Here is a 24055-nt window from a genome sequence, read left to right as displayed (position 1 = left end):
ATAACTAAACAATCGGTTAGTTATATAACAATCAATAAAACAGAAAATAACATGAACAAAGTATTAGTATTTATTACAAACGCATTAATGGGAATTATTTTATCACGGTTTGCCATTTCAAAATTAGCAGGATGGGAAATATCGGTAAATGCCTTTATAGAAATGGCAAAACCTATAGGAATTGATCCTACCTTTTTTAGAGTATTTACAGGAATAATTATTTCGGCAGTAGTAATTGGTTATTTAGCAACAGCAATTTTTTCTTTAGTAAAAAATAATACAATAACTAAATACAATATTCCTTTTTCAAAATGGGCAACAATTACTAACCTTTTTGGCTTACTTACAATGGTAGGAGCATTAATAGCAGAGTTTTCATTAAGAATACAACCTAAATGGTTATTGGTTTACATTGCATTAGGAGTTATACTATTTTCTGTATTAAACATCTTTATTTTAAATAAAAAAAAAACAATAATAAAATAATTAAAAAACAATAAATTATGACAAAATTAAAAATTCATACAATAGAATCAGCACCAGAAGCAAGTAAACCATTATTGGAAAACTCTTTAAAATCAAACGGGATGATACCTGGATTACACGGTGTTTTAGCTGAATCTCCAGAGTTATTTGAAGCTTACCAAACGCTTCATAAATTGTTTACAAATTCATCATTTAATGCTGAAGAATTAACTGTTGTTTGGCAAACAATAAATGTTGAACACGAGTGCCATTATTGTGTACCTGCACATACTGCAATTGCAAACATGATGCAAGTAGATCCTGCATTAACAGAAGCTTTAAGAAACGGTACAAAAATGACTTCTGAAAAATTACAAGTATTACACGAAACTACGCTAACTATTGTAAGAAATAGAGGTTATATTTCAGAAGAAGAAGTACAAGCATTTTTTGCTGTTGGTTATGAGCAAAAACAATTGTTAGAAATTATTTTAGGTCTTTCACAAAAAGTAATCAGTAACTACGTAAATCATATTGCAGAAACTCCAGTTGATAAACCTTTCGAAAAATTTGCTTGGAAAAAAAACGTATCTGTATAATTATATAAACTAATATTAAAAAAAATATTCAATGGTAAAATTTAATTTTTACATATTCATAGTTATTACTTTTACTTCTGCACTAATAACAGCTGCTAGTGCTCAAAATTCAGTGATAGAAAATAAGAATATTGACACTATATCAAATATTAATCAATCTAATAATTTAACAAAACCAAGAGTTATTATTTTTGATGTGAATGAAACATTATTAAATATGGCTCCATTAAAAAAATCAGTTGGTGAAGCACTAAATGGTAGAGAAGATTTATTGCCTTTATGGTTTTCTACAATGTTACATTATTCTTTAGTAGAAACAGTAACTGAAAATTATCATCATTTTGGTGAAATTGGAACAGCAGCATTAATAATGGTTGCCGAAACACAAGGAATAGCTATTACTTATAAAAATGCAAAAGAATCCATTGTAACTCCATTAAGATCACTTCCAGCACATACCGATGTGCTTCCAGGTTTAAAAAAATTAAGTGAAAGTGGTTTTGGAATTGTAAGTTTAACTAACTCTTCAGCAAAAGGTGTTGAAACACAATTTAAAAATGCGGGTTTAACAAAATATTTCGACAATCGTTATACCATTGAAACCATTCAAAAATACAAACCTCATTTAGATACTTATGCAATGGTTATAAAAGATCTAGGTTTAAAACCTGAAGAAGTTTTAATGGTTGCTGCACACGCTTGGGATTTAGCTGGAGCTAAAAAAGCAGGTTTACAAACCGCATTTATTAAAAGACCAGGAAAAGTGTTATATCCAAATGTTGAAAAACCAGATTATGTGGTAAAGGATTTAACAGAATTAGTTAAAATTTTTCAAGAAAAAGGATATTTTAAAATTGATTATTAAACTAAACATATTAGTATGAAATACACTTTAGCTTTTGATGTTTATGGAACACTAATAAATACTTCTGGAGTTTATACTTCATTAGAAAAAATGATTGGTAACAAAGCAAAACCAGTCATGGATACATGGCGAAACAAACAATTAGAGTATTCTTTTAGAAGAGGATTAATGAATAAATTTGTTGATTTTTCAGTATGTACAAAAAATGCTTTAGATTATAGCTGTCAATTATTTAAAGTAAATTTATCTGATGCTCAAAAAAATGCTTTATTGAACGAATACAAAGTGTTGCCGAGTTATCCTGATGTTAAAAAAGGACTTCAACAATTAAAAAATCAAGAACATAAATTATATGCATTTTCTAACGGAAGCGCAACTGCAGTTTCAAACTTATTAATTAATGCAGAAATTATTGATTTTTTTGATGGTGTTGTAAGCGTAGAAGCTATAAAAATGTTTAAACCTAGCCCAAAAGTATATGAGTATTTCAACAAAAAAACAAATTCTAATAAATCAGATTCTTGGTTAATTTCAAGCAACCCTTTTGATGTTATTGGAGCAGCTTCTTATGGTATAAAAACCGCTTGGGTACAACGTACACAAGAATTAATATTTGACCCTTGGGGAATTGAACCAACAACCATTATAAATAGTATGGAAGAATTATCTACTAAATTAAAATAACTAAAAATGATTAAAAAAAACGTATCTATCTTAATTGTAATTTTTGCAATAACAATTGGGTGTCAAACTAAAGAAAAAAAAGAAGTAAATTCTAACAATCAAATTAAAATGGAATCAACAAAAAAACAAGGAGAATTAGAAGCTTTACTTACCGAAAGAGCTGAAGCTTCAAGTAAAAAGTTTTCAGAAGAAAAAAGTAAAATTTATGCAGAAGGGCTTGCAGATATTAAAAATTCTGGAATTCTAGGTAAAGCCTTAAATGTTGGTGATAAAGTGCCAGATTTTACATTAAATAATTCATTAGACAAACCAGTTTCGTTGTATAATGAATTAAAAAATGGACCTGTAGTATTAACTTGGTACAGAGGTGGTTGGTGTCCATATTGTAATATTACATTACATAGTTTACAACAAAAATTACCAGAATTTAAAAAAGCTGGAGCAACGTTAATAGCATTAACACCAGAATTACCAGACAAATCGTTAAGTACTTCAGAAAAACACAATTTAGAATTTACGGTGTTAAGTGATATTGGAAATAAAGTTGGAAAAGAATTTGGTGTTGTTTATCAATTAACAACTGCTGTAGCATCTATTTATGAAGCAGGTTTTGGATTACACGAAAATAATGGAGATGATAGTAATGAGTTACCATTGGCAGCTACTTATATTATTGATCAAAATGGAATAATTCAATATGCATTTTTAGACGCAGATTATAAAAAAAGAGCAGAACCAGATGTGTTAGTAGATGCTTTAAATAAAATTAAGAATTAATTAAAGTAGCAAAAACATTAAAGTTAAATAAAATGGATAATTTTAAAAAACTAGCCATAAAATTTAAAATTGAAATTATAAAATTGCAACTTTGAATTTTAAAATACATTAAAAAGCATATAAACAATGAAATTAAAAAATAAAAAAGCCATTATTACTGGTGGAAGTAGAGGTTTAGGTAAAGCAACTGCTTTAGCATTTGCTAAAGAAGGTATTGATATTGCAATTACTGGAAGAAATGAAGAAAAACTAAAGCAAACTACTGCAGAAATAAAAGCTCTTGGAGTAAATGCTGTTTACGAAGTTTTTGATGTAAGTAATTACGAAGAAGTAAAAATTGGGATTAAAAATACTATTGCCAATTTAGGTGGTGTAGATATTTTAGTAAACAATTCAGGTATTGCTGCTTTTGGTTCTTTTACAGATATGGAAGTTAGTGTTTGGGAAAGCATAATTAAAACAAACGTGTTAGGTATGTATTACGTAACAAAAGAAGTATTACCGTTTTTAATAGATAAAAACAAAGGCGATATTATTAACGTAGCTTCAACTGCAGGTTTAAACGGTAACGCAAATGTATCTGCTTATTCTGCATCTAAATTTGCAGTTATTGGTTTGTCACAATCTTTAATGAAAGAAGTGCGTAAAAACAATATTAGAGTAAATACATTAACACCAAGTACTATTGCTTCAGATATGACTTTAGAGCTTGGAATTACCGATGGAAATCCTGAAAAAGTACTACAACCAGATGATTTTGCAGAACTAATTGTTGCTGGTTTAAAATTACCAAGAAGAGCAATGTTAGCAAATGCTTCATTATGGTCTACAAATCCTTAATATAGTATATTTAGATAAAGTAAAACAGCCTTAACTTTTATAAAAGTTAAGGCTGTTTTTTATATTGAAATAATGAAATAAGTGAAACAAATGCCCAAACAGCTTCTAATATAATAAAAGGGATATACTTCATAAGTACAGAAGCTAAACAAGCTAAACTTGCTCCAATTAAATTAAGTAATATAAAAGATAAATCGTTCTTGGAAATTTTACCAATTACATTTAAAACATAAGCTAGTAATATTTGAAAAACACCTATAAAACCTATCCAATCAATACTATTCATTTTTAAACTTTTATTTTTCAGAAACCTTAACAACACGTTCAACAGTATCTAATTTAGAGAGTGTTAATCGAATAACACTATCTTTTACAGCAACTAAATCGTGAGGTATACTAGCTTCTAGCGAAACCAAATCACCTTTTATTAATTTGTGCACAGTACCTGCAACACCAAAATCTATAGCACCTTCAAATATTTCAACAGTTATAGGGAATGGAGTTTTATGCTCTTTCATAAGTTGTCCTTTCTTCATTACTATTCTAATTTCTTTAGTAGTTTCTGTTTCAAACAAAACCAAAATTGAAACTTTATTTTTATTGTAAGTGATATTTTCTGTTAACGAAGATTTTTTCATAAAAATGGTTAATAGAATTATAAATAAACCATAAATATACTCAATACTTTTTTATATTTTAGCCACAAACAAATTAACGTATTTTAAAAGATTATGGCAGAAGACAAAGAAAAAGCAGCAAAATTAAAAGCATTACAACTTACACTAGATAAATTAGATAAAGCTTACGGAAAAGGAACCGTAATGAAAATGGGAGATGTTGCCATTGAAGATATAGATGCAATTTCATCAGGTTCATTAGGATTGGATTTAGCTTTAGGTGTTGGAGGTTATCCACGTGGTAGAGTTATTGAAATTTACGGACCAGAATCTTCAGGTAAAACAACGTTAACGTTACATGCTATTGCTGAAGCTCAAAAAGCTGGAGGTATTGCTGCGTTTATTGATGCAGAACACGCTTTTGATCGTTTTTATGCTGAAAAATTAGGTATTGATGTAGATAATTTAATTATTTCTCAACCAGATCATGGTGAGCAAGCATTAGAAATTGCCGATAATTTAATTAGCTCTGGAGCTATTGATATTGTTGTTGTAGATTCTGTTGCAGCATTAACTCCAAAAAGTGAAATTGAAGGCGAAATGGGTGATTCTAAAATGGGATTACATGCACGTTTAATGTCACAAGCACTTCGTAAATTAACAGGTACAATTCATAAAACAAACTGTACCGTAATATTTATTAACCAATTACGTGAAAAAATTGGTGTAATGTTCGGTAATCCAGAAACTACAACTGGTGGTAATGCTCTTAAGTTCTACGCTTCAGTACGTTTAGATATTAGAAGAAGAACACAAATTAAAGATGGAGATAAAGTAATTGGTAACAGTACAAAAGTAAAAGTAGTAAAAAACAAAGTTGCTCCACCATTTCAAATTGCTGAATTTGATATTATGTACGGAAAAGGAATCTCTAAAACTGGTGAAATTCTAGATCTAGGTGTTGAATTTGGTATTGTTAAAAAAAGCGGATCTTGGTTTAGCTATGGCGAAACAAAATTAGGTCAAGGTAGAGATGCTGTAAAAGGTCTAATACAAGACAATCCCGATTTAGCTGAAGAATTAGAAGGTAAAATTAAAGAAGCAATCAATAAGGAAGAATAAAAATGATAATTAAATATCAATCCTTTATCAATAAAAACCTGTTAGTTATTAAATATGAAGGTGAGTTTTGTATTGAAAAATATAAAAATCATATTATATATTTTACTCAACAACCAGAATGGGAATTTATTGATAAAGTTTTGATAGATTTAAGATTTTGCGAACTAAATCTTAAAATTGAAGATTTATATAAGATTGCTGAAATAAAAAAGAATTTCATAAAAAAGAAACATGCATCAGCTCAATTAGTTGATAAACCAATGATTACAGCTTTAGTGCATCTTTTAAAAAATGAATTTAACTCAGACGAAATTATATCTCTTGAGTATTGCAGTACAATAAACAAATTAATTCAATTATTAAATTTAGATTCTAACCAAACAGAAATTGATTTTATTTTGAATAATTTAAAGTATACATTTTAATAAACTTAATAATTAACTTTTTATTTATTGAAAACAGAATCTCTTAAAAAGCTACTTGGTAGAACAGATATACTAGATTTTCCTGAATTGGAATTATTCGGTATCGATATTAAAGTGGATACAGGAGCATACACTTCAAGTTTTCATTGCCATCATATTGAATTAGAAAACAATATTTTAAAATGTCAATTTTTAGATCCAAAACATGAAAAATACCACGATAAATTTTTTGAATTTAATGAGTTTGTTCAAAAAAATGTAAAAAGTTCTAACGGAATTACCGAAGAAAGATTTATAATAAAAACAAACATTATTATTTTTAATGAAATTCATACCATTGAATTATCGTTAACAGAACGTGGCTCAATGACTTTTCCAGTGCTGTTGGGAAGAAAATTCTTATCAAAAAAATTTATAATAGATACGGCAAAAAAAAATTTATCATTTAAAAAATTAAACAAGACATCATAAAAATGAAAATTGTTATTTTATCAAGAAATCCAAATTTATATTCTACTAGAAGATTAGTTGAAGCTGGTAAAAAAAGAAATCATGAAATGATAATTGTAGATCACACTAAATGTGATATTATTATTGAACGAAAAAAACCAGCCATACGCTATAAACACGAACTAATTAAAGATGTAGATGCAGTAATACCAAGAATAGGTGCTTCTGTAACTTTTTTTGGAACTGCCGTTGTGCGTCAATTCGAAATGATGAAAGTTTTTACAGCTGTAGAATCACAAGCATTAATGCGTTCTAGAGATAAATTAAGAAGTTTACAAGTACTTTCTAGAGCAGGTCTAGGCTTACCAAAAACAGTTTTTACAAACTACTCAAAAAATGTAGAAGATGTTATTGATAGTGTTGGTGGAGCTCCATTAGTTATAAAATTATTAGAAGGTACACAAGGTTTAGGAGTTGTTTTAGCCGAAACACGTACAGCTGCAACATCTGTTTTAGAAGCATTTAATGGTTTACAAGCACGTGTAATTGCACAAGAATTTATAAAAGAAGCAAAAGGAGCAGATATTCGTGTTTTTGTAGTTGATGGAGTAGTAGTTGGAGCTATGAAACGTCAAGGAAAAGATGGAGAATTTCGTTCAAACCTTCATCGTGGAGGTTCTGCTGAAATTATTGAATTATCTGTTGATGAAGAAAATGCAGCTTTAAAAGCTGCAAGAGTTATGGGATTAGGTGTAGCAGGTGTAGATTTACTACAATCTGAACGCGGTCCACTTATTTTAGAAGTAAATTCTTCACCAGGTTTAGAAGGAATTGAATCAGCAACTGGTAAAGATATTGCTGGGAAAATAATTCATTATATTGAGCGTCATGCCGAATGATTTTAAAATTTTAAATCAAAAAATTGGATTAGGAGAAACAGTTACCATTAATATGGATATTGCGCGTTTAACAACGCGTTCAAAAATTGATATTCCTATTATTGTATCAAGAGGTAAAACTAAAGGTCCTTGTTTATTGTTAATAGCAGGTATTCATGGAGACGAAACAAATGGTGTTGAAATTGTACGTCAAATAATTGCTGCAGGTTATCATAAACCAGAAAAAGGAACTATTATTTGCATTCCATTATTAAATGTTTTTGGTTTTTTAAATCAATCTAGAGAATTTCCCGATGGTAGAGATTTAAATAGAATGTTTCCAGGTTCAAATAAAGGTTCATCAGCAAGTAAATTTGCCTATTATTTAATGAAAGAAGTAATACCGAAAGTTGATTATTGTATAGATTATCATACAGGTGGAGCACAGCGTTTTAATTATTCGCAAGTTAGAATAAATGGCTCTGATGAGACAAGTTTAGAATTAGCAAAAGTGTTTGGAGCTCCTTTTATTGTATTTAGTAAAAGTCAAGAAAAAACATTTAGAAATTCAATGGTGAAATTGGGTAAAAAAGTGCTGCTTTTTGAAGGCGGAAAATCATTAAATTTAGATAAAAATGTCACCAAAACAGGCGTTCAAGGCGCTATAAATGTGATGCATTATTTAGGATTTAGAGATTTCTCAAGTAAAATTTTAAAGCCTACCAATCTTATATCTCCTATTGTAATTAAAAATTCAAAATGGATTAGAGCTAAACATTCTGGAATGTATAGATCATATATTAGTGCCGGACAAAAAGTTGAAAAAGGTATTAAATTAGGAAGTATTTCTGATCCTTATGGAGAACTAGAAAAAATTTTTAAAAACCCACAAGAAGGTTATATTTTAAACTCAAATCATTCACCAGTTGTTATACAAGGAGATGCATTAATACATATTGGTTTTGAATAAATAATGTTAAAAGTAGAAAACATATCGTTTAGTTATACTTCAAAAAAAGTACTTTCAACTATTAGTTTTACTGCTAATAGAGGAGATTATATTGCAGTTGTTGGAGAAAGTGGTTGTGGAAAAAGTACGCTTTTAGAAATTATCTACGGCTTACTTCATATTGATAAAGGTGCAGTTTATTGGGACGGTGAAAAGTTACGAGGGCCAAAATTCAATTTAATTCCAGGAGAAAAATTTATGAAGTATCTTCCACAGGATTTCGATTTAATGCCTTACATAACTGTAGAAGAAAATGTTGGTAAAAACCTTTCATATTTAGATAAAAATAGAAGTAAACGTATAGTGGAATTATTAGAAGTTGTTGATATGACTGACTTTTTAAAAACAAAAGTTATAAACTTAAGTGGAGGTCAAAAACAACGTGTAGCCATAGCAAAAGTATTAGCTAAAGAACCTGAAGTTTTATTATTAGATGAACCTTTTAGCCACATAGATAATTTTAGAAAAAACAAACTGCGTAGAAGTCTTTTTAAGTATTTAAAAACTAAAAATATTCTATGTTTAGTTGCTACGCATGATACTACTGATGCGCTTTCTTTTGCAAACGAAATTATAGTTTTAAAAGATGCTAAAATTGAAGCTCAAGGAACTCCTGAAAAAATTTATAATACGCCAAAAAATGCATATGTAGCTTCATTTTTTAATGAAATAAATAAAGTTTCTTCTAAATTATCAGGAGTAAAAAATAAACAACTTTATTATCCAAATGAAATTAAAATAGTTGCTAATTCGGAATTGAAAGCAACGGTAACTTCATCTTATTTTAAAGGAAGTTATTACTTAATTGAAGTAGAAGTTAATGGTGAAATTCTATTTATAGAACACCAATTTAAATTAAATAATAACCAAATAGTTTTTATTGAATTTAATAAGTAATTTTTTCTTAATTCATTAAATAAAATTGCTTGTCCATATATTGTCCACTAATTTTTTTATAGCTTAAACGCAAGTATTAATATATTTGAAGTATCTATTTTAAAAACCTAGAATAGTTTAACCAATAAAGTATATTATGAAGAACCTATTTTTAATTTTAGTTGTAATTGTCTCGTTACAAGTAAAAGCGCAAGAAAACCAAAAAATGGAACTTTTTTTTGTTTCGTTAGAAAAAGGTAAAGCAAATCCCTTGGAAGAAAAACAAGTAATCAATTCAACAGAAAATATTAAATGGGGACACGAAATTGCCATTTACCCTGAAATTGAATATCAAACTATTGAAGGAATTGGTGGTGCATTTAACGAAATAGGAGGAGAGGCTTTATTAAGTTTAGATAAAAAACAACAGCAAGAGGTTTTAGAAAACTTATTTTCAATGAACAATGCCGGTTTTACTTTTTGTAGAACAGCAATTGGAGCAAGCGATTTTGGTATTGATGCCTATAGTTATTCTGAAAAGGCTGAAGATTATAAAATGAAACACTTCAGCATAAAAAGAGATAAAAAATACGTACTTCCATACATAAAAGGAGCTTTAAAAGTAAATCCAAATTTGTTAGTTTTTGGTTCACCTTGGAGTCCGCCAGCTTGGATGAAAAATAACAACTCTATGACTGGTTTAACTGAAAAACCAAATACGTTTAGAGACGAGAAAAAGGTTTACAAAGCGTATGCAAATTACTTTGTAAACTATGTTCAAGAATATGCTAAAAATGGCGTTAGAATTGATAGAATTGCTATTCAAAATGAGAATGATGCCAATACAAAATATCCAAGTTGTACAATGCCTCCGGCTCAAATGTTAAAGTTTGCAACTAATTATATGATTCCTGCTTTTGAAAAGAATAAAATTGAAACAAAAATTTATGCTGGAACATTTAGAACAGCAGAACAACTAGATTTAATAGAGTTTTTAAGTTTTGAAAAATCAAACCAAGTAGAAGGAGTTGGTATACAATATACCAATCCGTTTAGTATTACCGATGCTATTAAAATGAATCCAAACCTTAAAATGTTTCATACCGAAGGACATTGTTACAATGGAAAAAATAGCGTAGAACAAGCCAACCATCGTTTAGAAGAAGTTGCAGACTATATTAACAGTGGTGTAAGTAATTTTTGTTATTGGAATATGATTTTAAATGAAACTACAGAAAGTGGCTGGGAATGGCCTCAAAATTCGTTAATAAACATTAATAGAACCAATAAAACGGTACAATACAATCCAGATTATAATGCCATGTATATGATAAGCAAGTTTATTAAACCCGGCGATGTTCGTATTGCGTCTGTTAGTAAAAAACCAATGATTACTGTAAAAAGTCCTGATGGAAAAATTAAAATTTTAATCCAAAATACTGATGATAAAGATTCAGTTTTCAGACTTACAATCAATCATAAAGTTCAGAAATTTATGATTCCTTCAAAGGGAATTTCAGCAATAGTAATTAATTAAAATGCAAAAAAAGGCTTCAAATTTTTGAAGCCTTTTTTATATAATTAAAGTATCGCTTAATAAATTTATTAGTTTTTTTACATCTCACATTTCATTACAAAAACCCTTATTTAAAATTATTCTAAATAATATTTGTTTTTTAAGTAACACTTATTACATTTGCATCTTATTTATAATTAGTCTAAATAAAAATAAGATGAACAAACAACTATCAATAGTACTATTTTTTGTATTTACTAGTATCGCATTTTCTCAAAACGGAAGTGTAAAAGGTACCATTACAAATAACAATAATAACCCTTTGTATGGGGTAAATATTATTTTAAAAAACACCACAAAAGGCTCGCTTTCTAATGAAAACGGAAATTTTGAAGTTACTAATATTTCTAAAGGAGATTACTTACTATCAATTTCATATTTAGGATTTAAAACTAAAGAGATTGCAGTTAGTATTAAAAATAACGAGACAATAGATTTAGAAACAATTTTATTATATGAAGGAAATGAATTACTACAAGAAGTAGTAATTGATACCAACAGAGAAAATAAATTTTCAAGAAAACAAAGTGCTTATGTTTCTAAAATGCCACTAAAAAACATTGAAAATTCTCAAGTTTACAATACAGTAACCAATCAACTATTAGTTTCTCAATCTGTTAATAGTTTTGAAGATGCTTTAAAAAATGCTGCAGGAGTAACTAAATTATGGTCTTCTACTGGTAGAAGTGGTGATGGAGCTGGTTATTATTCAAGTAGAGGTTTTGCTGTACAACCACAATTGGTAAATGGAGTTGCAGGTATAACTAATGGATTTATAAATTCTTCAAATGTAGAGCGTGTAGAAGTAATTAAAGGTCCTTCAGGAACTTTATTTGGTAGTTCTGTAACATCTTACGGTGGTTTAATAAATATAATTACCAAAAAACCTTATAGTGGAAATGGAGGTGAAATTTCTGTATCTGGTGGTTCTAATGATTTTGCTAAAATAAATTTAGATGTAAATCTTTCTAGTAATGAAAAACTATCTTTTCGTTTAAACAGTGGTTACCAAAAAGACAATAGTTTTCAAGATGCTGGTTTTAAAAAATCATACTTTATTGCACCGTCTTTATCATACAAGTTTAATAATAATTTGGCCTTTAATTTTTCGTATGAAGCTTCTGAAAATGAGCAAACTAACGAAACTTTTTTGTTTTTAAATAGATATGGACCACTAGCTTTTAATTCTATTGAAGAATTAAATTATGACACAAATTTATCGTTTACTAATAATGATGTAACTATAGAAAATGCTACACAAAATTTTAGAGGTGAAATTGCTTGGAAAATAACTGACAATTGGTCTTCTCAAACTTTAATTGCCGGCGGAATTGCAAAATCTGAAGGGTATTATACCTATTTATGGAATGCTGCTGATTGGACTGATCCTGCAGCTCCAGTTGGTACAGAAAATTTTAGCTTGTACGCACAAGATACTGATGCTAAAACAAAAACAATTAACCTTCAACAAAACTTTAATGGAAGTTTTAAAATAGGTGATTTAGAAAACAAATTATTAGTTGGTATAGATTATTTAAATTCAAAAACTATAGATAATAGTTCTAATTGGGGTTATTTACATTCTATAAACTTACAAGGTGATTTAATTTATGGAGAACCTGAAATTAATGCAGATAATTTAAGTACAGCACTAACTGGATTAGGAAATGTAGATAGTGATATTCGTCAAAATGTATTTGGAGCTTATGTTTCAAATGTAATAAAAGTGTTACCATCGTTATCGGTAATGGCAAGTTTACGTTATGATAGGTTTAATTATAAAGGTGATCAAAAAACAGCTACAGATGATGAAACTGAATATGTAGAATCTACATTATCGCCAAAATTTGGAGTTGTATACCAACCAATACTTAATAAATTAGCTGTTTTTGCAAACTATCAAAACGGTTTTTCATATCTAAACCCTCAATACATAACAGATTATTCAACTGGTGTAACTAGTTTACAAGCTTATGATGTGGAACAAGCAGATCAATTTGAGTTTGGTGTTAAAACCAATTTATTCAACAATAAACTTGAAACTACTTTAAGTTATTACAGTATAAATGTAGATAATAAGTATTATTGGTCTACAAAAACCCAAGATCTTAAAGTTAATAGTAAAGGAGTTGAATTAGAAATAAATGCAAATCCAATTAATGCATTAAACTTACACGCAGGTTTTAGTTTTAATGATTCTGAAATAACAGATGCTCCTTCAGCAACATATTTAGAAGGAAATCGTTACGGAGAATCTGGACCAGAAATTACCTATAACCTTTGGGCAGATTACAAATTTTTAGAAAAATTTGGAGTTGGAGCTGGGTTTAATGGGCAATCAGAGTACGATACTATGGTTGACTATAAAGCTGCCACAGGTAGTTTTAATATACCAAGCTACACCATTTTTAACGCTTCAGTATATTATGAAACAGACAAGTTTAGAATTGGAATAAAGGGAAATAATTTAGTTGATAAAGAATACTATTCTGGTTGGAGTACAGTAACACCACAAAATAAGCGTGTTGTTTTAGGTACTTTTAACTACAAATTTTAATACATAATATTAAAAAAGGCAACTATTACTGTTGTCTTTTTTATTTTTAAATAGCACCAATGAAATATAGAAAAACAATACTTTCAATTCATAAAATACTTGGTTTAATTACGGGTGTAGTTGTATTTATAGTATCAATAACTGGTTGTTGTTGGGCTTTTAGAGACGAAATTGAAAGTACTTATAATGATTATAAAAAAGTTGAGCCACAAAACATAGCTATTTTAACACCAACAAAAGCAAAACTTATTGCTGAAGAAATTTTTCCAAACAATACAGTTCACGGTACAATTTTTAAAAAAGCTGATGATGCAATTGAAGTAATTTTTTACGATGCAAAACCAGAATTTTACCAAAGCGTATTTTTAAATCCATATTCAGGAGAAATAATTCAAATAGATAACCATTTAACTGGTTTTTTTGCTTTTATTTTAAAAGGTCATATGCGTTTATGGTTGCCAAAAGATATTGGTGAACAAGTAGTTGGAGCATCTATTTTACTATTTATTCTAATAATTATTTCAGGCTTTATTTTATGGATTCCTAAAAAAAGAAAAAGTTTAAAAAAACGATTGAAATTTGATTGGAAATCTACCACAAAATGGAAACGTAAAAACTTTGATTTACATACAATAATAGGATTTTACATATGCACTTTTGCGCTAGTGGCAGCTTTTACAGGTGCTATGATTTCGTACAATTGGTTAAAATATGTAGTATACGTTTCAGCAGGTGGAGATAAAATACCAGCATTTATAATTCCAGACAATAAAAGTAAAAAAACTGAAATTGATAGTAATACACTGCCAATAGATAATCTTATTGTAAAACTTCAAAAAGAATCTCCAAAAGCTAAAAGTTTTGAGCTGCATTATCCTGAAACTGAAGATGAAAGTATTTATGTAGAAGTATCAAATAGTGAAGGATTGTATTACAATTCTGATTACAGGTTTTTTGATCAAAACACACTCGAAGAAATTGAGTCTAAAGCTATTTTTGGAAAATATAAAGACGCCAAGTTTGCCGATAAAATAATACGTATGAATTATGATATTCACGTTGGAGCAATAGGTGGTTTGGCTGGTAAAATTATAGCTTTTTTAATAAGCTTAATTACAGCAAGTTTACCAGTTACAGGCATATTGCTTTGGTATGGAAAAAAGTATAAAAGAAAAAACTAAATTCTTTTATTTATAGTTCAAAAAAAACACGCATTAGATTATAATCTCTAATGCGTGTTTTTTGTTTAAAGTTGGTTAATATCCAACTTTAGCTCTAACTCGTTGTAAAACATCAGTAGCTACAGCTTTTGCTTTTGCAGCTCCAATAGCTAATGCTTTGTCAATTTCTTCCAAGTTTTCCATATAGTAATTGTAACGTTCTCTTTCTTCAGAAAATTCATCAATTAACAATTCATAAAAAGCTTGTTTTGCGTGTCCGTAACCATAATTTCCACCTTCATAATTAGCTCTCATTTCAGCAATTTGCTCATCAGAAGCTAATAATTTGTACAAGGCAAATAAATTACACGTATCTGGGTTTTTAGGTTCTTCTAACGGAGTAGAATCCGTTTGAATTTTCATAATTTGTTTACGTAACTTTTTATCTGGTAAAAATATATTGATAATATTTCCATTAGATTTACTCATTTTCCCACCATTTGTTCCAGGAACCCACATAGATCCTTCTTGAATTTTTGCTTCTGGCGGAACTAAAGTATCACCCATTTGGTGGTTAAATCTATTTGCAACATCACGCGTAATTTCTAAATGTTGTAATTGATCTTTTCCAACAGGAACAACTTCAGCATCGTACAATAAAATATCTGCAGCCATTAACATTGGATAACAAAATAAACCAGCATTTACATCATCTAACCTATCAGCTTTATCTTTAAAACTATGTGCTAATGTTAAACGTTGGTAAGGGAAAAAACAGCTTAAATACCAAGTAAGTTCAGTAGTTTCAGGAATATCACTTTGTCTGTAAAAAACAGTTTTATTAAAATCTAAACCACAAGCAAGCCAAGTTGCAGCAGTACTGTAGGTGTTTTGGCGTAATTCTTCACCATTTTTAATTTGCGTAAGTGAGTGCATATCGGCAATAAATAAAAACGATTCGTTTTTTGGATCGTTTGCCATTTTAATTGCTGGAATAATAGCACCTAATAAGTTTCCTAAATGTGGTGTTCCAGTACTTTGAACACCGGTTAAAATTCTTGACATTTATTTTTTAATTTTGAACAAAAGTAAGTATTTCAATCACATAAAAAAAGCGGCTTATGCCGCTTTTAAAATATTTATAAATTTATTTTTTCTTAATAGCTCCTGCAATTGCCATAATAATTAAAGCCCCCATAACTCCTTCTATTAAATCGCCAATAATTCCATCAATAAAAGAAATTTTAAGGGTTGTAAATAACCAACCACCTAAAATACCACCAATAATACCTAGAATAATATTTTTTAGAATTCCGTAGCCACCACCTTTCATAATTTTACCAGCTAACCAACCAGCAACACCACCTATTAAAATTGAGTATAACATAAAAAAAGTTTAATTATTAATAATAGTTGAAATTAATAATTTTTAATGAATATTAGACCAAAATATTTACTTTTGAATTCTATGAAGTTATTAAAATATCCTTTTTATATATTTTGGAGGTGTTGGTTTTATTGTTGGGTACTATTTCCAATAATACCCATAATACCTATTTTGTTAATAGTAACTTCATCAGAAAAATTGTATCCTACATTCTTTAAAATTGCGCAAGCTTGGGCAAATACTATTTTGTTTGTGATGGGTTTTAAAGTTGATTATATTGAAGAAGAACCTTTAGACAATACTAAAAGTTATATGTTTTGTCCTAATCATACTTCTATGATTGATGTAATGTTAATGCTTTCTATTGCTAAAAATCCGTTTGTTTTTGTTGGTAAAAAAGAACTGACTAAAATTCCAATATTTGGATATTTTTATAAGCGAACTTGTATAATTGTTGATAGAAGTAATTCAAAAAGTAGAAAAGCTGTTTTTGATGAAGCTAGAAGAAAATTAAGTGATGGAATGGATGTGTGTATTTTTCCTGAAGGTTTGGTGCCAGATGATGAAAGTGTAGTTTTAGCAGATTTTAAAAATGGAGCCTTTCGTTTAGCTGTTGAGTTTCAAATACCTATTGTTCCAATAACTATGTACGATTGTAAAAAACGATTTTCATACACATTTTTTAGTGGAGCTCCTGGAAAATTACGTACCAAAATTCATAAATTTTTATATACCGAAGGGTTAACTCTTAAAAATTGTGAAACTTTAAAAAAGCAAACCTTTGATGTTATTTATAACGAATTAATTTCTGATTCAAAAAATACTTAACTCAAGTAAATTTCGTTTTCAAAAGAATGAAAGAAAAGAAAATAACATATTACGATCCAAAGGAAGAAAAATTAAACGTACTTTCTCACGGTTTAGGATTGGTTTTAAGTATTGTAGCGTTAGTTTTATTAGTAGTTTATGCTAGTTTAGAAGGTAGTGTTTGGCATATTGTTAGTTTTAGTATTTATGGAGCTAGTTTAATTGTATTGTATGCTGCTTCTACATTTTATCATTATTCGAAAGCACCAAAATTAAGACATAGGTTAAATATTTTCGACCACGCATCAATCTATGTTTTAATTGCTGGAACATATACACCTTTTACATTAGTTGCTTTAGATGGTTGGGTTGGCTGGACTATTTTTGGAGTTTCTTGGGGTTTAGCGCTAACAGGTGTAATTTTAAAATTATTTTTTACTGGTAGATTTGATAGAATTTCTACAATTGCTTACGTTTTAATGGGTTGGTTAATAATTTTCGCCATAAAACCGTTAATTAACAATTTACCCTTTGAAGGTTTAATGTGGTTACTTGGCGGAGGTTTAGCTTATACAGTTGGAGCAATTTTATACAGTTTTAAAAAGTTACCCTACAACCACGCAATTTTTCACATTTTTGTATTGTTAGGTAGTTTTGCTCATTTTATGGCAGTTTTCTTCTATGTTTTGCCTATTAAAAAGTAACTAAATTTAAACTTTTTTAGGTGGAATTGCGTTCAATTTTTTAGTAACTTCAAGCAAAATTTGCTAAACACATAAAATAACTCAAAAATGAGATTTCAAAAAATCATTTTCGCCGTACTTTTTAGTATTGCGATTATTTCGTGTAAAAACGAAAAACCACAAGAATCTACCGATAATTTATTCAAATTTAAAGAGTATATAAACTACACAACTTCGGGCGTAGTTTCTATTGCTGAACCTATTAGAATTGATTTAGCTAAAGAAGTTGATGGTTGGGTTTCTAATGAAGAAATTTCGGAAAGTATATTCAATATTTCTCCAAATGTTGAAGGGAAACTTTCAGCTTTAAATACAAGAAGTTTATTGTTTCAACCTTCAGAAAATTTAAAACCTAATAAAGAATATTCTGTTACGGTGAAGTTAAGCAAGCTATATGCAAATGTTCCTTCAGAATACAAATCGTACACATTTAAGTTTAAAACACGTGAGCAAAACTTCAACATTACTACTAATAATTTACAATCATACAGTAAAGAGTTTCAATATGTTGAAGGAATTTTAAAAACTGCGGATGTTTTAGAGTTAGAAGATGCTAAAAAAATAATTTCAGCAGAGCAAAACAATAAAAAATTAAAAATTAAATGGATAGATGCTGACTCAATAAGTACAAACTTCAATTTTAAAATTGATAGTATTCAGCGTTTTGAAGACGATTCTAAAATTTTAGTCTCTTGGGATGGAAGTCCAATTAATGTGGATAATGATGGTAAAAACCAGTTAAATATACCTGGTAAAAATAACTTTTCAATTGTAAATATTGATGTTTTTCAAACACCAGAGCAACATTTAAATATCAATTTTTCCGATCCAATAAAAAAACAGCAAAATTTTAATGGATTAATAGCTATAAAAAATGCGAAGAATTTAAAATATGTGGTTGATGGTAACGTGTTAAAAGTATATCCAAATACACGTATTGTTGGTAATGTAGAAGTAGATGTTTTTCAAGGAATAAAAAGTAGCGATGGCTATAAATTAAAAAATGCTTTTTCTGAAAAAGTTGCTTTTCAACAATTAAAACCAGCTGTAAGATTAATATCTAGCGGAGTTATTTTACCAAATTCTAGCGATTTAAAATTCAATTTTGAAGCTGTTAATTTAAAAGCTGTTGATGTTAGGGTTATCAAAATTTTTGAAGACAATGTGTTGCAATTTTTACAATCTAATGAATTAGGAAGTAACGACCGATACAACATTAGACGTGTTGGTAGACGCTTTGCAAAAAAAACCATTACGTTAATTAAAAATGAACTAGAAAATAACGGAAAATGGAAAGCTTATGCCGTTGATTTATCTAAAATGATAAAAGCAGATCCTGGCGCTATTTATAGAATTGAATTAAGTATTAAACAAGCTTACTCTTTGTATAAATGCGATGGTGATGGAGTTGCTTCAAATGAAGAAGAAAATTACGATGATTATTACGAAGATGAATATTATTACAACGAACACGAATATACAACGCAACAAGCGGCAGATTTAGATGAACGTGAAGAACAATATTGGGATAATTTAATTTACAGTTATAGTAATAATTATTACAATTGGAACGATAGAAGTAATCCTTGTAAAAAGGCATATTACGATAATAATGATAGAATAATTTCCGCAAATATTTTAGCTTCAAACTTGGGTGTAATTGCTAAAAAAGGTTCAAATAAATCGTACTTTTTTGCGGTGACTGATATTTTAACAACCAATCCAGTTTCGGGTGCAAAAGTTGCTATTTATAATTACCAACAGCAAGAAATTGCAAGTTCTGTAACAGATAACCAAGGATTTACTGGAATGGACGTTGACAAAAACGCTTATTTTGCAATTGTTTCAGATAAAACTAATAAAACCTACTTAAAATTAGATGATGGTTATTCATTATCGTTAAGTAAATTTAATGTTTCTGGTAAAAAACTACAGAAAGGATTAAAAGGGTTTATGTATGGTGAACGTGGTGTTTGGCGTCCGGGAGATTCAATTCACTTAACATTTGTTTTAAATGATAATGCAAATCCGTTACCAAAATCGCATCCAGTAAAACTAGAAGTAACCGATGCTCGTGGAAAATTAACAAACAAGCAAGTTACAGCAGCTAATGTAAATGGTTTTTATAAGTTTTCTGTACCAACATCAGACACAGATCCAACAGGTAATTGGAATGCCAATATTAGTGTTGGAGGAGCAAAATTCTACAAGTCTTTAAAGGTTGAAACAGTAAAACCAAACCGTTTAAAAATTAAAATAGATTTTGATGAAGAAGTTTTAACAAACACCAAACCAATAAAAGGAGATTTACAAGTAAATTGGTTGCACGGTGCGCCTGCAAAAAGTATAAAAACTGAAGTTAAAGCGAAGTTTAGTAACAATTCAAGTGCGTTTTCAAAACAACTTCCTGGCTATATTTTTAACGATCCTACTAGAGAATTTTACAGTGAAGAAATGCTAATTTTCAATAGTAAATTAGATGCTTCTGGAAATGCAACCATTAATAAAAAAGTAAACTTAAAAGGAAAAGCTCCGGGAATGTTAAAAGTAGCTTTTTTAACCAAAGCTTTTGAAAATGGTGGTGATTTTTCAATGGATGTAATTTCAAAAAATTATGCGCCTTATAGTTCATTTGTTGGTTTAAAATCACCTAAAGAAAAACGCTATGGCTCTTTTGAAACAGATGCAAATGTTACGTTTGATATAGCTACCATTACTAAAGATGGAAAACCAATTGCTAGAAATGGAGTAGAGGTTGAGGTTTATCAAATTAAATGGCGTTGGTGGTGGAGTTCGTCGTATGATAATTTAGCTTCATACAACGGAGGTAGCTATCACAAACCTTTCAAAAAATTAAAAGTAAATACCAATTCACAAGGAAAGGGAACTTTTACCATTAATGTTCCAGACAGTAAAGGCGGAAGATTTTTAATTAGAGTTATAGACCGAAAAAGTGGTCACGCAACTGGTAGAACAGCTTATTTCTATAAAAACTGGTGGAAACGCCCAACTAACTATCCTGAAGCTTCAAAAATGTTGGTTTTTTCAGCAGATAAAGAAAAATACAATGTTGGTGAAACTGCTAAAATTACATTCCCATCAGGGACTGAAGGAAGAGCTTTAGTGAGTATAGAAAACGGAACAGAAGTATTACAAACTGTTTGGCAAAAAACACAAAAAGGAGAAACTACGGTTGAAATTCCTATTACAAAAGAAATGACTCCAAATGTGTTTATAAACATTTCATTATTACAACCACACGCAAGTACAGCCAACGATTTACCGTTGCGTTTGTATGGAGTTATTCCAATTTTGGTGGAAGATCCTGCAACACGATTAGAACCACAAATTGAAATGCCAAAAGTGTTGAAGCCTGAAGAGAAATTTACATTAAAAGTAAGTGAAAAATCAGGAAAACGAATGACCTATACAATTGCAATTGTAGAAGAAGGCTTGCTAGATTTAACTCGTTTTAAAACACCTCAAATTTGGGATGCTTTTTACACAAAAGAAGCGCTTGGAGTTAAAACTTGGGATATTTTTGATGATGTAATTGGTGCGTACGGCGGAAGTATTGAGCAAGTATTTGCCATTGGTGGTGATGGAGATGCAGTAGGAGGAAAGAACAAAAAAGCAAACAGATTTAAACCTGTAGTGCGTTATATTGGTCCGTTTGTGTTGGCAAAAGGAAAAACGGCAAAACATAATATTCAATTACCAAAATACATTGGTTCAGTTAGAACTATGATTATTGCCGGTGATAATAACAACGCAGCGTACGGAAAAGTAGATGAAACTACACCAGTTCGTAAACCGTTAATGGTATTGTCATCGTTGCCAAGAAAATTAAGTCCGGGTGAAAAAGTAACCTTACCAGTTACGGTTTTTGCAATGGAAAACAAGGTGAAAAATGTAACAGTTTCTTTAAAACTTTCTGAAGGAATTAAAGTAGTTGGAGAAAAAACTCAAAAACTAACTTTTGCAAATCCAGATGAAAAAATGGCCTATTTTAATTTAGATGTTTCCGAAGTAAAAGGAATTGGAGAAATTGAAGTAATTGCCCAAGGAAATGGTGAAAAATCTAGTTACGAAGTAGAAATTGATGTGGTAAACCCAAATCCGGTTTCTTCAAAAGCAATTGCAGTAGAATTAGAAGCAAATGCAACACAAACTATTAATTTTGAAACCTTCGGAATAAAAGGAAGCAACACGGCTACTATTGAATTTTCAACAATGCCAGCAATGGATTTTACAGGTAGATTGCAATATTTAATTCGTTATCCGCACGGTTGTGTAGAGCAAACAACTTCAAGTGTATTTCCGCAGTTGTATTTAGGAGATATTTTTGACTTACCTATTCAGCAAAAACAAAAAATGACCGATAATATTAAAAACGGAATTGAGCGTTTAGGTGATTTCCAAACTCCAAGTGGAGGTTTAAGTTATTGGATGGGTCAAAATTCGGCAAACGATTGGGGAACAAGTTATGCAGGTCATTTTATGATTGAAGCCGAGAAAAAAGGGTTTGTATTACCATTAACTTTTATGACTAATTGGTTGAAATATCAAAAACAAGCGGCTAGAAATTGGAGGCCAAGTTATAGACGTTATAATTCAGATTTGGCGCAAGCATACAGATTGTACACATTGGCATTAGCAGGCCATCCAGATTTAGGATCAATGAACCGTTTACGCGAGTTTAGAGAAATTTCTAACAATGCAAAATGGCGTTTAGCAGCTGCATACGCGTTGGCAGGACAAAAGGAAGCGGCAACTAAAATTGGAAACACAGCAAATATTAATTTTACATCATCGAGATACGATTATTACACCTATGGTTCTGTAGATAGAAACCGAGCAATGGCAATGGAAACTATGTTGTTAACAGGTGATAAACAATCGAGAGATTTAGCAAAATTAATTGCAAAAAGATTGTCGTCAAAAAGTTGGATGAGCACACAAACTACAGCGTATAGTTTACTTTCAATGGCTAAAATGGTTGAAATTAATGGCGGAAAATCTGTTAAGTTGAATTATTCAATTAATAGCGGAAAACAAGAAAATGTTAATACAAGTTATGCCATTGCACAAAGAGATTTAAAAATTGTTGAAGGTGCAAATTCAGTTACAATAACTAATACCGAAAGTAACTTGGTATTTGTAAACGTATTGAATTCTGGAATTCTTCCTTTAGGAAAAGAAATTGCTGAAAAACGTGGTTTAGGTGTTTCTGTAGTTTATACTGACGCTAAAGGTTTACCAATTAATGTATCAAAATTATCACAAGGAACTGAATTTATTGCTGAAGTAAATGTTGCGAATTTAAAACCTGAAGAAGTTCACGATATTGCCTTAACTGAAATTTTTCCTTCGGGATGGGAAATTGTAAACACGCGTTTTACAGATTTTGGAAGTACTACAAAAGGAGCAGCAAATTATACAGATATTAGAGATGACAGAGTTAACTTTTATTTTGATTTAGGTAAGAATAAGTCTAAAACGTTTAAAGTGTTGTTAAATGCATCTTATCTTGGTAATTATTACTTGTACGGAGTTCAGGCAGAGGCAATGTATGATAATGAGTATTTTACACGTACAACTGGAAAATGGATTGAGGTTGTGAAATAAACCACCTCGATTTCTTTCAGAAATCACTCCTCCTTAAAAAGGAGGAGAATAATTATTAAGTTCCTTCCCTTTGAAAGGGAAGGTGGTTTTAGCGTTGCTAAAATCGGAAGGGTAAACGTGCCACACTATGAAAAAGAGAATCCATAATTTTAAACATTTAGAAGAACGAAGAAAAAAATTAAGAAATAATCTAACTCCTGCAGAAGCCTTTTTATGGAAATGTCTTCAACAAAAAAAGCTAGACGGAAGAAAGTTTAGAAGGCAACACAGCATAAATAATTATATAGTTGATTTTTATTGTGCAGAAGAAAAACTAATAATTGAATTAGATGGGGAAGTTCATTTTAATGTTGTTCAACAAGATTATGACGCAAAAAGAACGGAAGAATTAGAAAGTTTAGGATTTAAAGTGATTAGATTTGAAAATAAACAGGTTTTTGAAGAAACAGCGTTGGTTTTAAAAACTATAAAAGGTAATTTTAGGATTAATAAATAATAACAGGTTGAGGTTATAACCACCTCTTCTTCCAACATTCGTTGGAATTCACTCCTCCTTAAAAAGGAGGAGATTAAATATTAGAATTAAAAAC

At 29.7% G+C, this 24055-nt stretch carries 23 protein-coding genes; 19 read left to right on the top strand and 4 right to left on the bottom strand.

The genetic code is table 11. The features are described from left to right. The first annotated feature begins 51 nt into the window (after positions 1-51). The 6 genes from R3X25_RS04545 to R3X25_RS04520 all read left to right on the top strand — a co-directional run bounded on the left by R3X25_RS04545 (position 52) and on the right by R3X25_RS04520 (position 4230). A complete protein-coding gene (locus R3X25_RS04545; RefSeq protein ID WP_317672287.1) occupies positions 52-486 on the top strand; it encodes a hypothetical protein in 435 nt (144 codons plus the stop codon). 17 nt (positions 487-503) lie between these two features. Beyond that, on the top strand, positions 504-1064 hold the full coding sequence (locus tag R3X25_RS04540) for a carboxymuconolactone decarboxylase family protein (protein ID WP_317672285.1): 561 nt from the start codon (positions 504-506) through the stop codon (positions 1062-1064). 31 nt (positions 1065-1095) lie between these two features. Next, the gene (locus tag R3X25_RS04535; protein ID WP_317672283.1) at positions 1096-1929 is read left to right on the top strand and encodes a haloacid dehalogenase type II; all 834 of its coding nucleotides are present in this window, start codon (positions 1096-1098) and stop codon (positions 1927-1929) included. Positions 1930-1944: 15 nt separating this feature from the next. Then, positions 1945-2613 carry a haloacid dehalogenase type II gene (locus tag R3X25_RS04530; protein WP_317672281.1) on the top strand — a complete coding sequence of 223 codons (669 nt, stop codon included), beginning with the start codon at positions 1945-1947 and terminating at the stop codon, positions 2611-2613. A gap of 6 nt (positions 2614-2619) precedes the next feature. Next, a complete protein-coding gene (locus R3X25_RS04525) occupies positions 2620-3390 on the top strand; it encodes a peroxiredoxin-like family protein (protein ID WP_317672279.1) in 771 nt (256 codons plus the stop codon). Between the two features lie 126 nt (positions 3391-3516). Then, positions 3517-4230: a 3-ketoacyl-ACP reductase gene (locus R3X25_RS04520; protein ID WP_317672278.1), complete on the top strand. Its 714-nt coding sequence runs from the start codon at positions 3517-3519 to the stop codon at positions 4228-4230. Positions 4231-4276: 46 nt separating this feature from the next. Here R3X25_RS04520 and R3X25_RS04515 read toward each other — a convergent pair whose 3' ends face one another. Both R3X25_RS04515 and R3X25_RS04510 read right to left on the bottom strand, forming a co-directional pair. Continuing rightward, positions 4277-4516 carry a CBU_0592 family membrane protein gene (locus tag R3X25_RS04515; RefSeq protein ID WP_317672277.1) on the bottom strand — a complete coding sequence of 80 codons (240 nt, stop codon included), beginning with the start codon at positions 4514-4516 and terminating at the stop codon, positions 4277-4279. 10 nt (positions 4517-4526) lie between these two features. Further along, positions 4527-4868 (bottom strand): cupin domain-containing protein, encoded by a 342-nt coding sequence (locus tag R3X25_RS04510; RefSeq protein WP_317672276.1) that lies wholly within the window; start codon positions 4866-4868, stop codon positions 4527-4529. Between the two features lie 93 nt (positions 4869-4961). Between R3X25_RS04510 and recA the strand changes: the two genes are divergently transcribed. The 9 genes from recA to R3X25_RS04465 all read left to right on the top strand — a co-directional run bounded on the left by recA (position 4962) and on the right by R3X25_RS04465 (position 14921). Beyond that, on the top strand, positions 4962-5969 hold the full coding sequence (gene recA / locus R3X25_RS04505; RefSeq protein ID WP_317672274.1) for a recombinase RecA: 1008 nt from the start codon (positions 4962-4964) through the stop codon (positions 5967-5969). Positions 5970-5971: 2 nt separating this feature from the next. Beyond that, complete coding sequence (locus R3X25_RS04500; protein ID WP_317672272.1) at positions 5972-6394, top strand: hypothetical protein; 423 nt, start codon at positions 5972-5974, stop codon at positions 6392-6394. Between the two features lie 27 nt (positions 6395-6421). Next, entirely contained in the window at positions 6422-6865 is a 444-nt protein-coding gene (locus R3X25_RS04495) for an ATP-dependent zinc protease (protein WP_317672270.1), read from the top strand. Between the two features lie 2 nt (positions 6866-6867). Further along, entirely contained in the window at positions 6868-7743 is an 876-nt protein-coding gene (gene rimK / locus R3X25_RS04490) for a 30S ribosomal protein S6--L-glutamate ligase (protein ID WP_317672268.1), read from the top strand. Next, a complete protein-coding gene (locus R3X25_RS04485) occupies positions 7733-8692 on the top strand; it encodes a succinylglutamate desuccinylase/aspartoacylase family protein (protein WP_317672266.1) in 960 nt (319 codons plus the stop codon). The genes rimK and R3X25_RS04485 overlap by 11 nt, the downstream gene beginning before the upstream one ends. Before the next feature lie 3 nt (positions 8693-8695). Continuing rightward, positions 8696-9628: an ABC transporter ATP-binding protein gene (locus R3X25_RS04480; protein WP_317672264.1), complete on the top strand. Its 933-nt coding sequence runs from the start codon at positions 8696-8698 to the stop codon at positions 9626-9628. Positions 9629-9764: 136 nt separating this feature from the next. Further along, positions 9765-11144 carry a hypothetical protein gene (locus R3X25_RS04475; RefSeq protein WP_317672262.1) on the top strand — a complete coding sequence of 460 codons (1380 nt, stop codon included), beginning with the start codon at positions 9765-9767 and terminating at the stop codon, positions 11142-11144. 196 nt (positions 11145-11340) lie between these two features. After that, the gene (locus tag R3X25_RS04470; RefSeq protein WP_317672260.1) at positions 11341-13740 is read left to right on the top strand and encodes a TonB-dependent receptor; all 2400 of its coding nucleotides are present in this window, start codon (positions 11341-11343) and stop codon (positions 13738-13740) included. A 59-nt stretch (positions 13741-13799) separates the two neighbouring features. After that, a complete protein-coding gene (locus R3X25_RS04465) occupies positions 13800-14921 on the top strand; it encodes a PepSY-associated TM helix domain-containing protein (RefSeq protein ID WP_317672258.1) in 1122 nt (373 codons plus the stop codon). A 75-nt stretch (positions 14922-14996) separates the two neighbouring features. Here the strand turns inward: R3X25_RS04465 and trpS are convergent, their stop codons facing one another. Both trpS and R3X25_RS04455 read right to left on the bottom strand, forming a co-directional pair. Further along, positions 14997-15965 carry a tryptophan--tRNA ligase gene (trpS, locus tag R3X25_RS04460; RefSeq protein WP_317672256.1) on the bottom strand — a complete coding sequence of 323 codons (969 nt, stop codon included), beginning with the start codon at positions 15963-15965 and terminating at the stop codon, positions 14997-14999. Positions 15966-16047: 82 nt separating this feature from the next. Further along, positions 16048-16287, bottom strand: a complete 240-nt coding sequence (locus tag R3X25_RS04455; protein WP_317672254.1) for a GlsB/YeaQ/YmgE family stress response membrane protein — start codon at positions 16285-16287, stop codon at positions 16048-16050. 81 nt (positions 16288-16368) lie between these two features. Between R3X25_RS04455 and R3X25_RS04450 the strand changes: the two genes are divergently transcribed. The 4 genes from R3X25_RS04450 (at position 16369) to R3X25_RS04435 (ending at position 23961) form a co-directional block, all read left to right on the top strand. Continuing rightward, positions 16369-17115 carry a lysophospholipid acyltransferase family protein gene (locus R3X25_RS04450; RefSeq protein WP_317672252.1) on the top strand — a complete coding sequence of 249 codons (747 nt, stop codon included), beginning with the start codon at positions 16369-16371 and terminating at the stop codon, positions 17113-17115. Between the two features lie 26 nt (positions 17116-17141). Then, the gene (trhA, locus tag R3X25_RS04445) at positions 17142-17798 is read left to right on the top strand and encodes a PAQR family membrane homeostasis protein TrhA (protein WP_317672250.1); all 657 of its coding nucleotides are present in this window, start codon (positions 17142-17144) and stop codon (positions 17796-17798) included. Between the two features lie 87 nt (positions 17799-17885). Beyond that, positions 17886-23465, top strand: coding sequence for an alpha-2-macroglobulin family protein (locus R3X25_RS04440; RefSeq protein ID WP_317672248.1), 5580 nt, complete (start codon positions 17886-17888; stop codon positions 23463-23465). 127 nt (positions 23466-23592) lie between these two features. Further along, positions 23593-23961 (top strand): endonuclease domain-containing protein, encoded by a 369-nt coding sequence (locus R3X25_RS04435; protein WP_317672246.1) that lies wholly within the window; start codon positions 23593-23595, stop codon positions 23959-23961. Positions 23962-24055: the final 94 nt, after the last annotated feature.

The organism is Lutibacter sp. TH_r2 (assembly GCF_033101135.1).
GTDB lineage: Bacteria > Bacteroidota > Bacteroidia > Flavobacteriales > Flavobacteriaceae > Lutibacter.
The sequence above is the reverse complement of the archived record's forward strand: the minus strand, read 5'-3'. Positions and strand labels throughout refer to the sequence as shown.

Excerpts from the sequence above, each read along its gene's own strand:
- R3X25_RS04540 (WP_317672285.1), top strand. The coding sequence starts at position 504 with ATGACAAAATTAAAAATTCATACAATAGAATCAGCACCAGAAGCAAGT.
- trhA (WP_317672250.1), top strand. The coding sequence starts at position 17,142 with ATGAAAGAAAAGAAAATAACATATTACGATCCAAAGGAAGAAAAATTA.
- R3X25_RS04450 (WP_317672252.1), top strand. The coding sequence starts at position 16,369 with ATGAAGTTATTAAAATATCCTTTTTATATATTTTGGAGGTGTTGGTTT.
- R3X25_RS04510 (WP_317672276.1), bottom strand. The coding sequence starts at position 4,868 with ATGAAAAAATCTTCGTTAACAGAAAATATCACTTACAATAAAAATAAA.
- trpS (WP_317672256.1), bottom strand. The coding sequence starts at position 15,965 with ATGTCAAGAATTTTAACCGGTGTTCAAAGTACTGGAACACCACATTTA.
- R3X25_RS04465 (WP_317672258.1), top strand. The coding sequence starts at position 13,800 with ATGAAATATAGAAAAACAATACTTTCAATTCATAAAATACTTGGTTTA.
- R3X25_RS04440 (WP_317672248.1), top strand. The coding sequence starts at position 17,886 with ATGAGATTTCAAAAAATCATTTTCGCCGTACTTTTTAGTATTGCGATT.
- R3X25_RS04485 (WP_317672266.1), top strand. The coding sequence starts at position 7,733 with ATGCCGAATGATTTTAAAATTTTAAATCAAAAAATTGGATTAGGAGAA.
- R3X25_RS04500 (WP_317672272.1), top strand. The coding sequence starts at position 5,972 with ATGATAATTAAATATCAATCCTTTATCAATAAAAACCTGTTAGTTATT.
- R3X25_RS04545 (WP_317672287.1), top strand. The coding sequence starts at position 52 with ATGAACAAAGTATTAGTATTTATTACAAACGCATTAATGGGAATTATT.
- recA (WP_317672274.1), top strand. The coding sequence starts at position 4,962 with ATGGCAGAAGACAAAGAAAAAGCAGCAAAATTAAAAGCATTACAACTT.
- R3X25_RS04475 (WP_317672262.1), top strand. The coding sequence starts at position 9,765 with ATGAAGAACCTATTTTTAATTTTAGTTGTAATTGTCTCGTTACAAGTA.
- R3X25_RS04480 (WP_317672264.1), top strand. The coding sequence starts at position 8,696 with ATGTTAAAAGTAGAAAACATATCGTTTAGTTATACTTCAAAAAAAGTA.
- R3X25_RS04525 (WP_317672279.1), top strand. The coding sequence starts at position 2,620 with ATGATTAAAAAAAACGTATCTATCTTAATTGTAATTTTTGCAATAACA.
- R3X25_RS04435 (WP_317672246.1), top strand. The coding sequence starts at position 23,593 with ATGAAAAAGAGAATCCATAATTTTAAACATTTAGAAGAACGAAGAAAA.
- R3X25_RS04520 (WP_317672278.1), top strand. The coding sequence starts at position 3,517 with ATGAAATTAAAAAATAAAAAAGCCATTATTACTGGTGGAAGTAGAGGT.
- R3X25_RS04535 (WP_317672283.1), top strand. The coding sequence starts at position 1,096 with ATGGTAAAATTTAATTTTTACATATTCATAGTTATTACTTTTACTTCT.
- R3X25_RS04455 (WP_317672254.1), bottom strand. The coding sequence starts at position 16,287 with ATGTTATACTCAATTTTAATAGGTGGTGTTGCTGGTTGGTTAGCTGGT.
- R3X25_RS04530 (WP_317672281.1), top strand. The coding sequence starts at position 1,945 with ATGAAATACACTTTAGCTTTTGATGTTTATGGAACACTAATAAATACT.
- R3X25_RS04515 (WP_317672277.1), bottom strand. The coding sequence starts at position 4,516 with ATGAATAGTATTGATTGGATAGGTTTTATAGGTGTTTTTCAAATATTA.
- R3X25_RS04470 (WP_317672260.1), top strand. The coding sequence starts at position 11,341 with ATGAACAAACAACTATCAATAGTACTATTTTTTGTATTTACTAGTATC.
- rimK (WP_317672268.1), top strand. The coding sequence starts at position 6,868 with ATGAAAATTGTTATTTTATCAAGAAATCCAAATTTATATTCTACTAGA.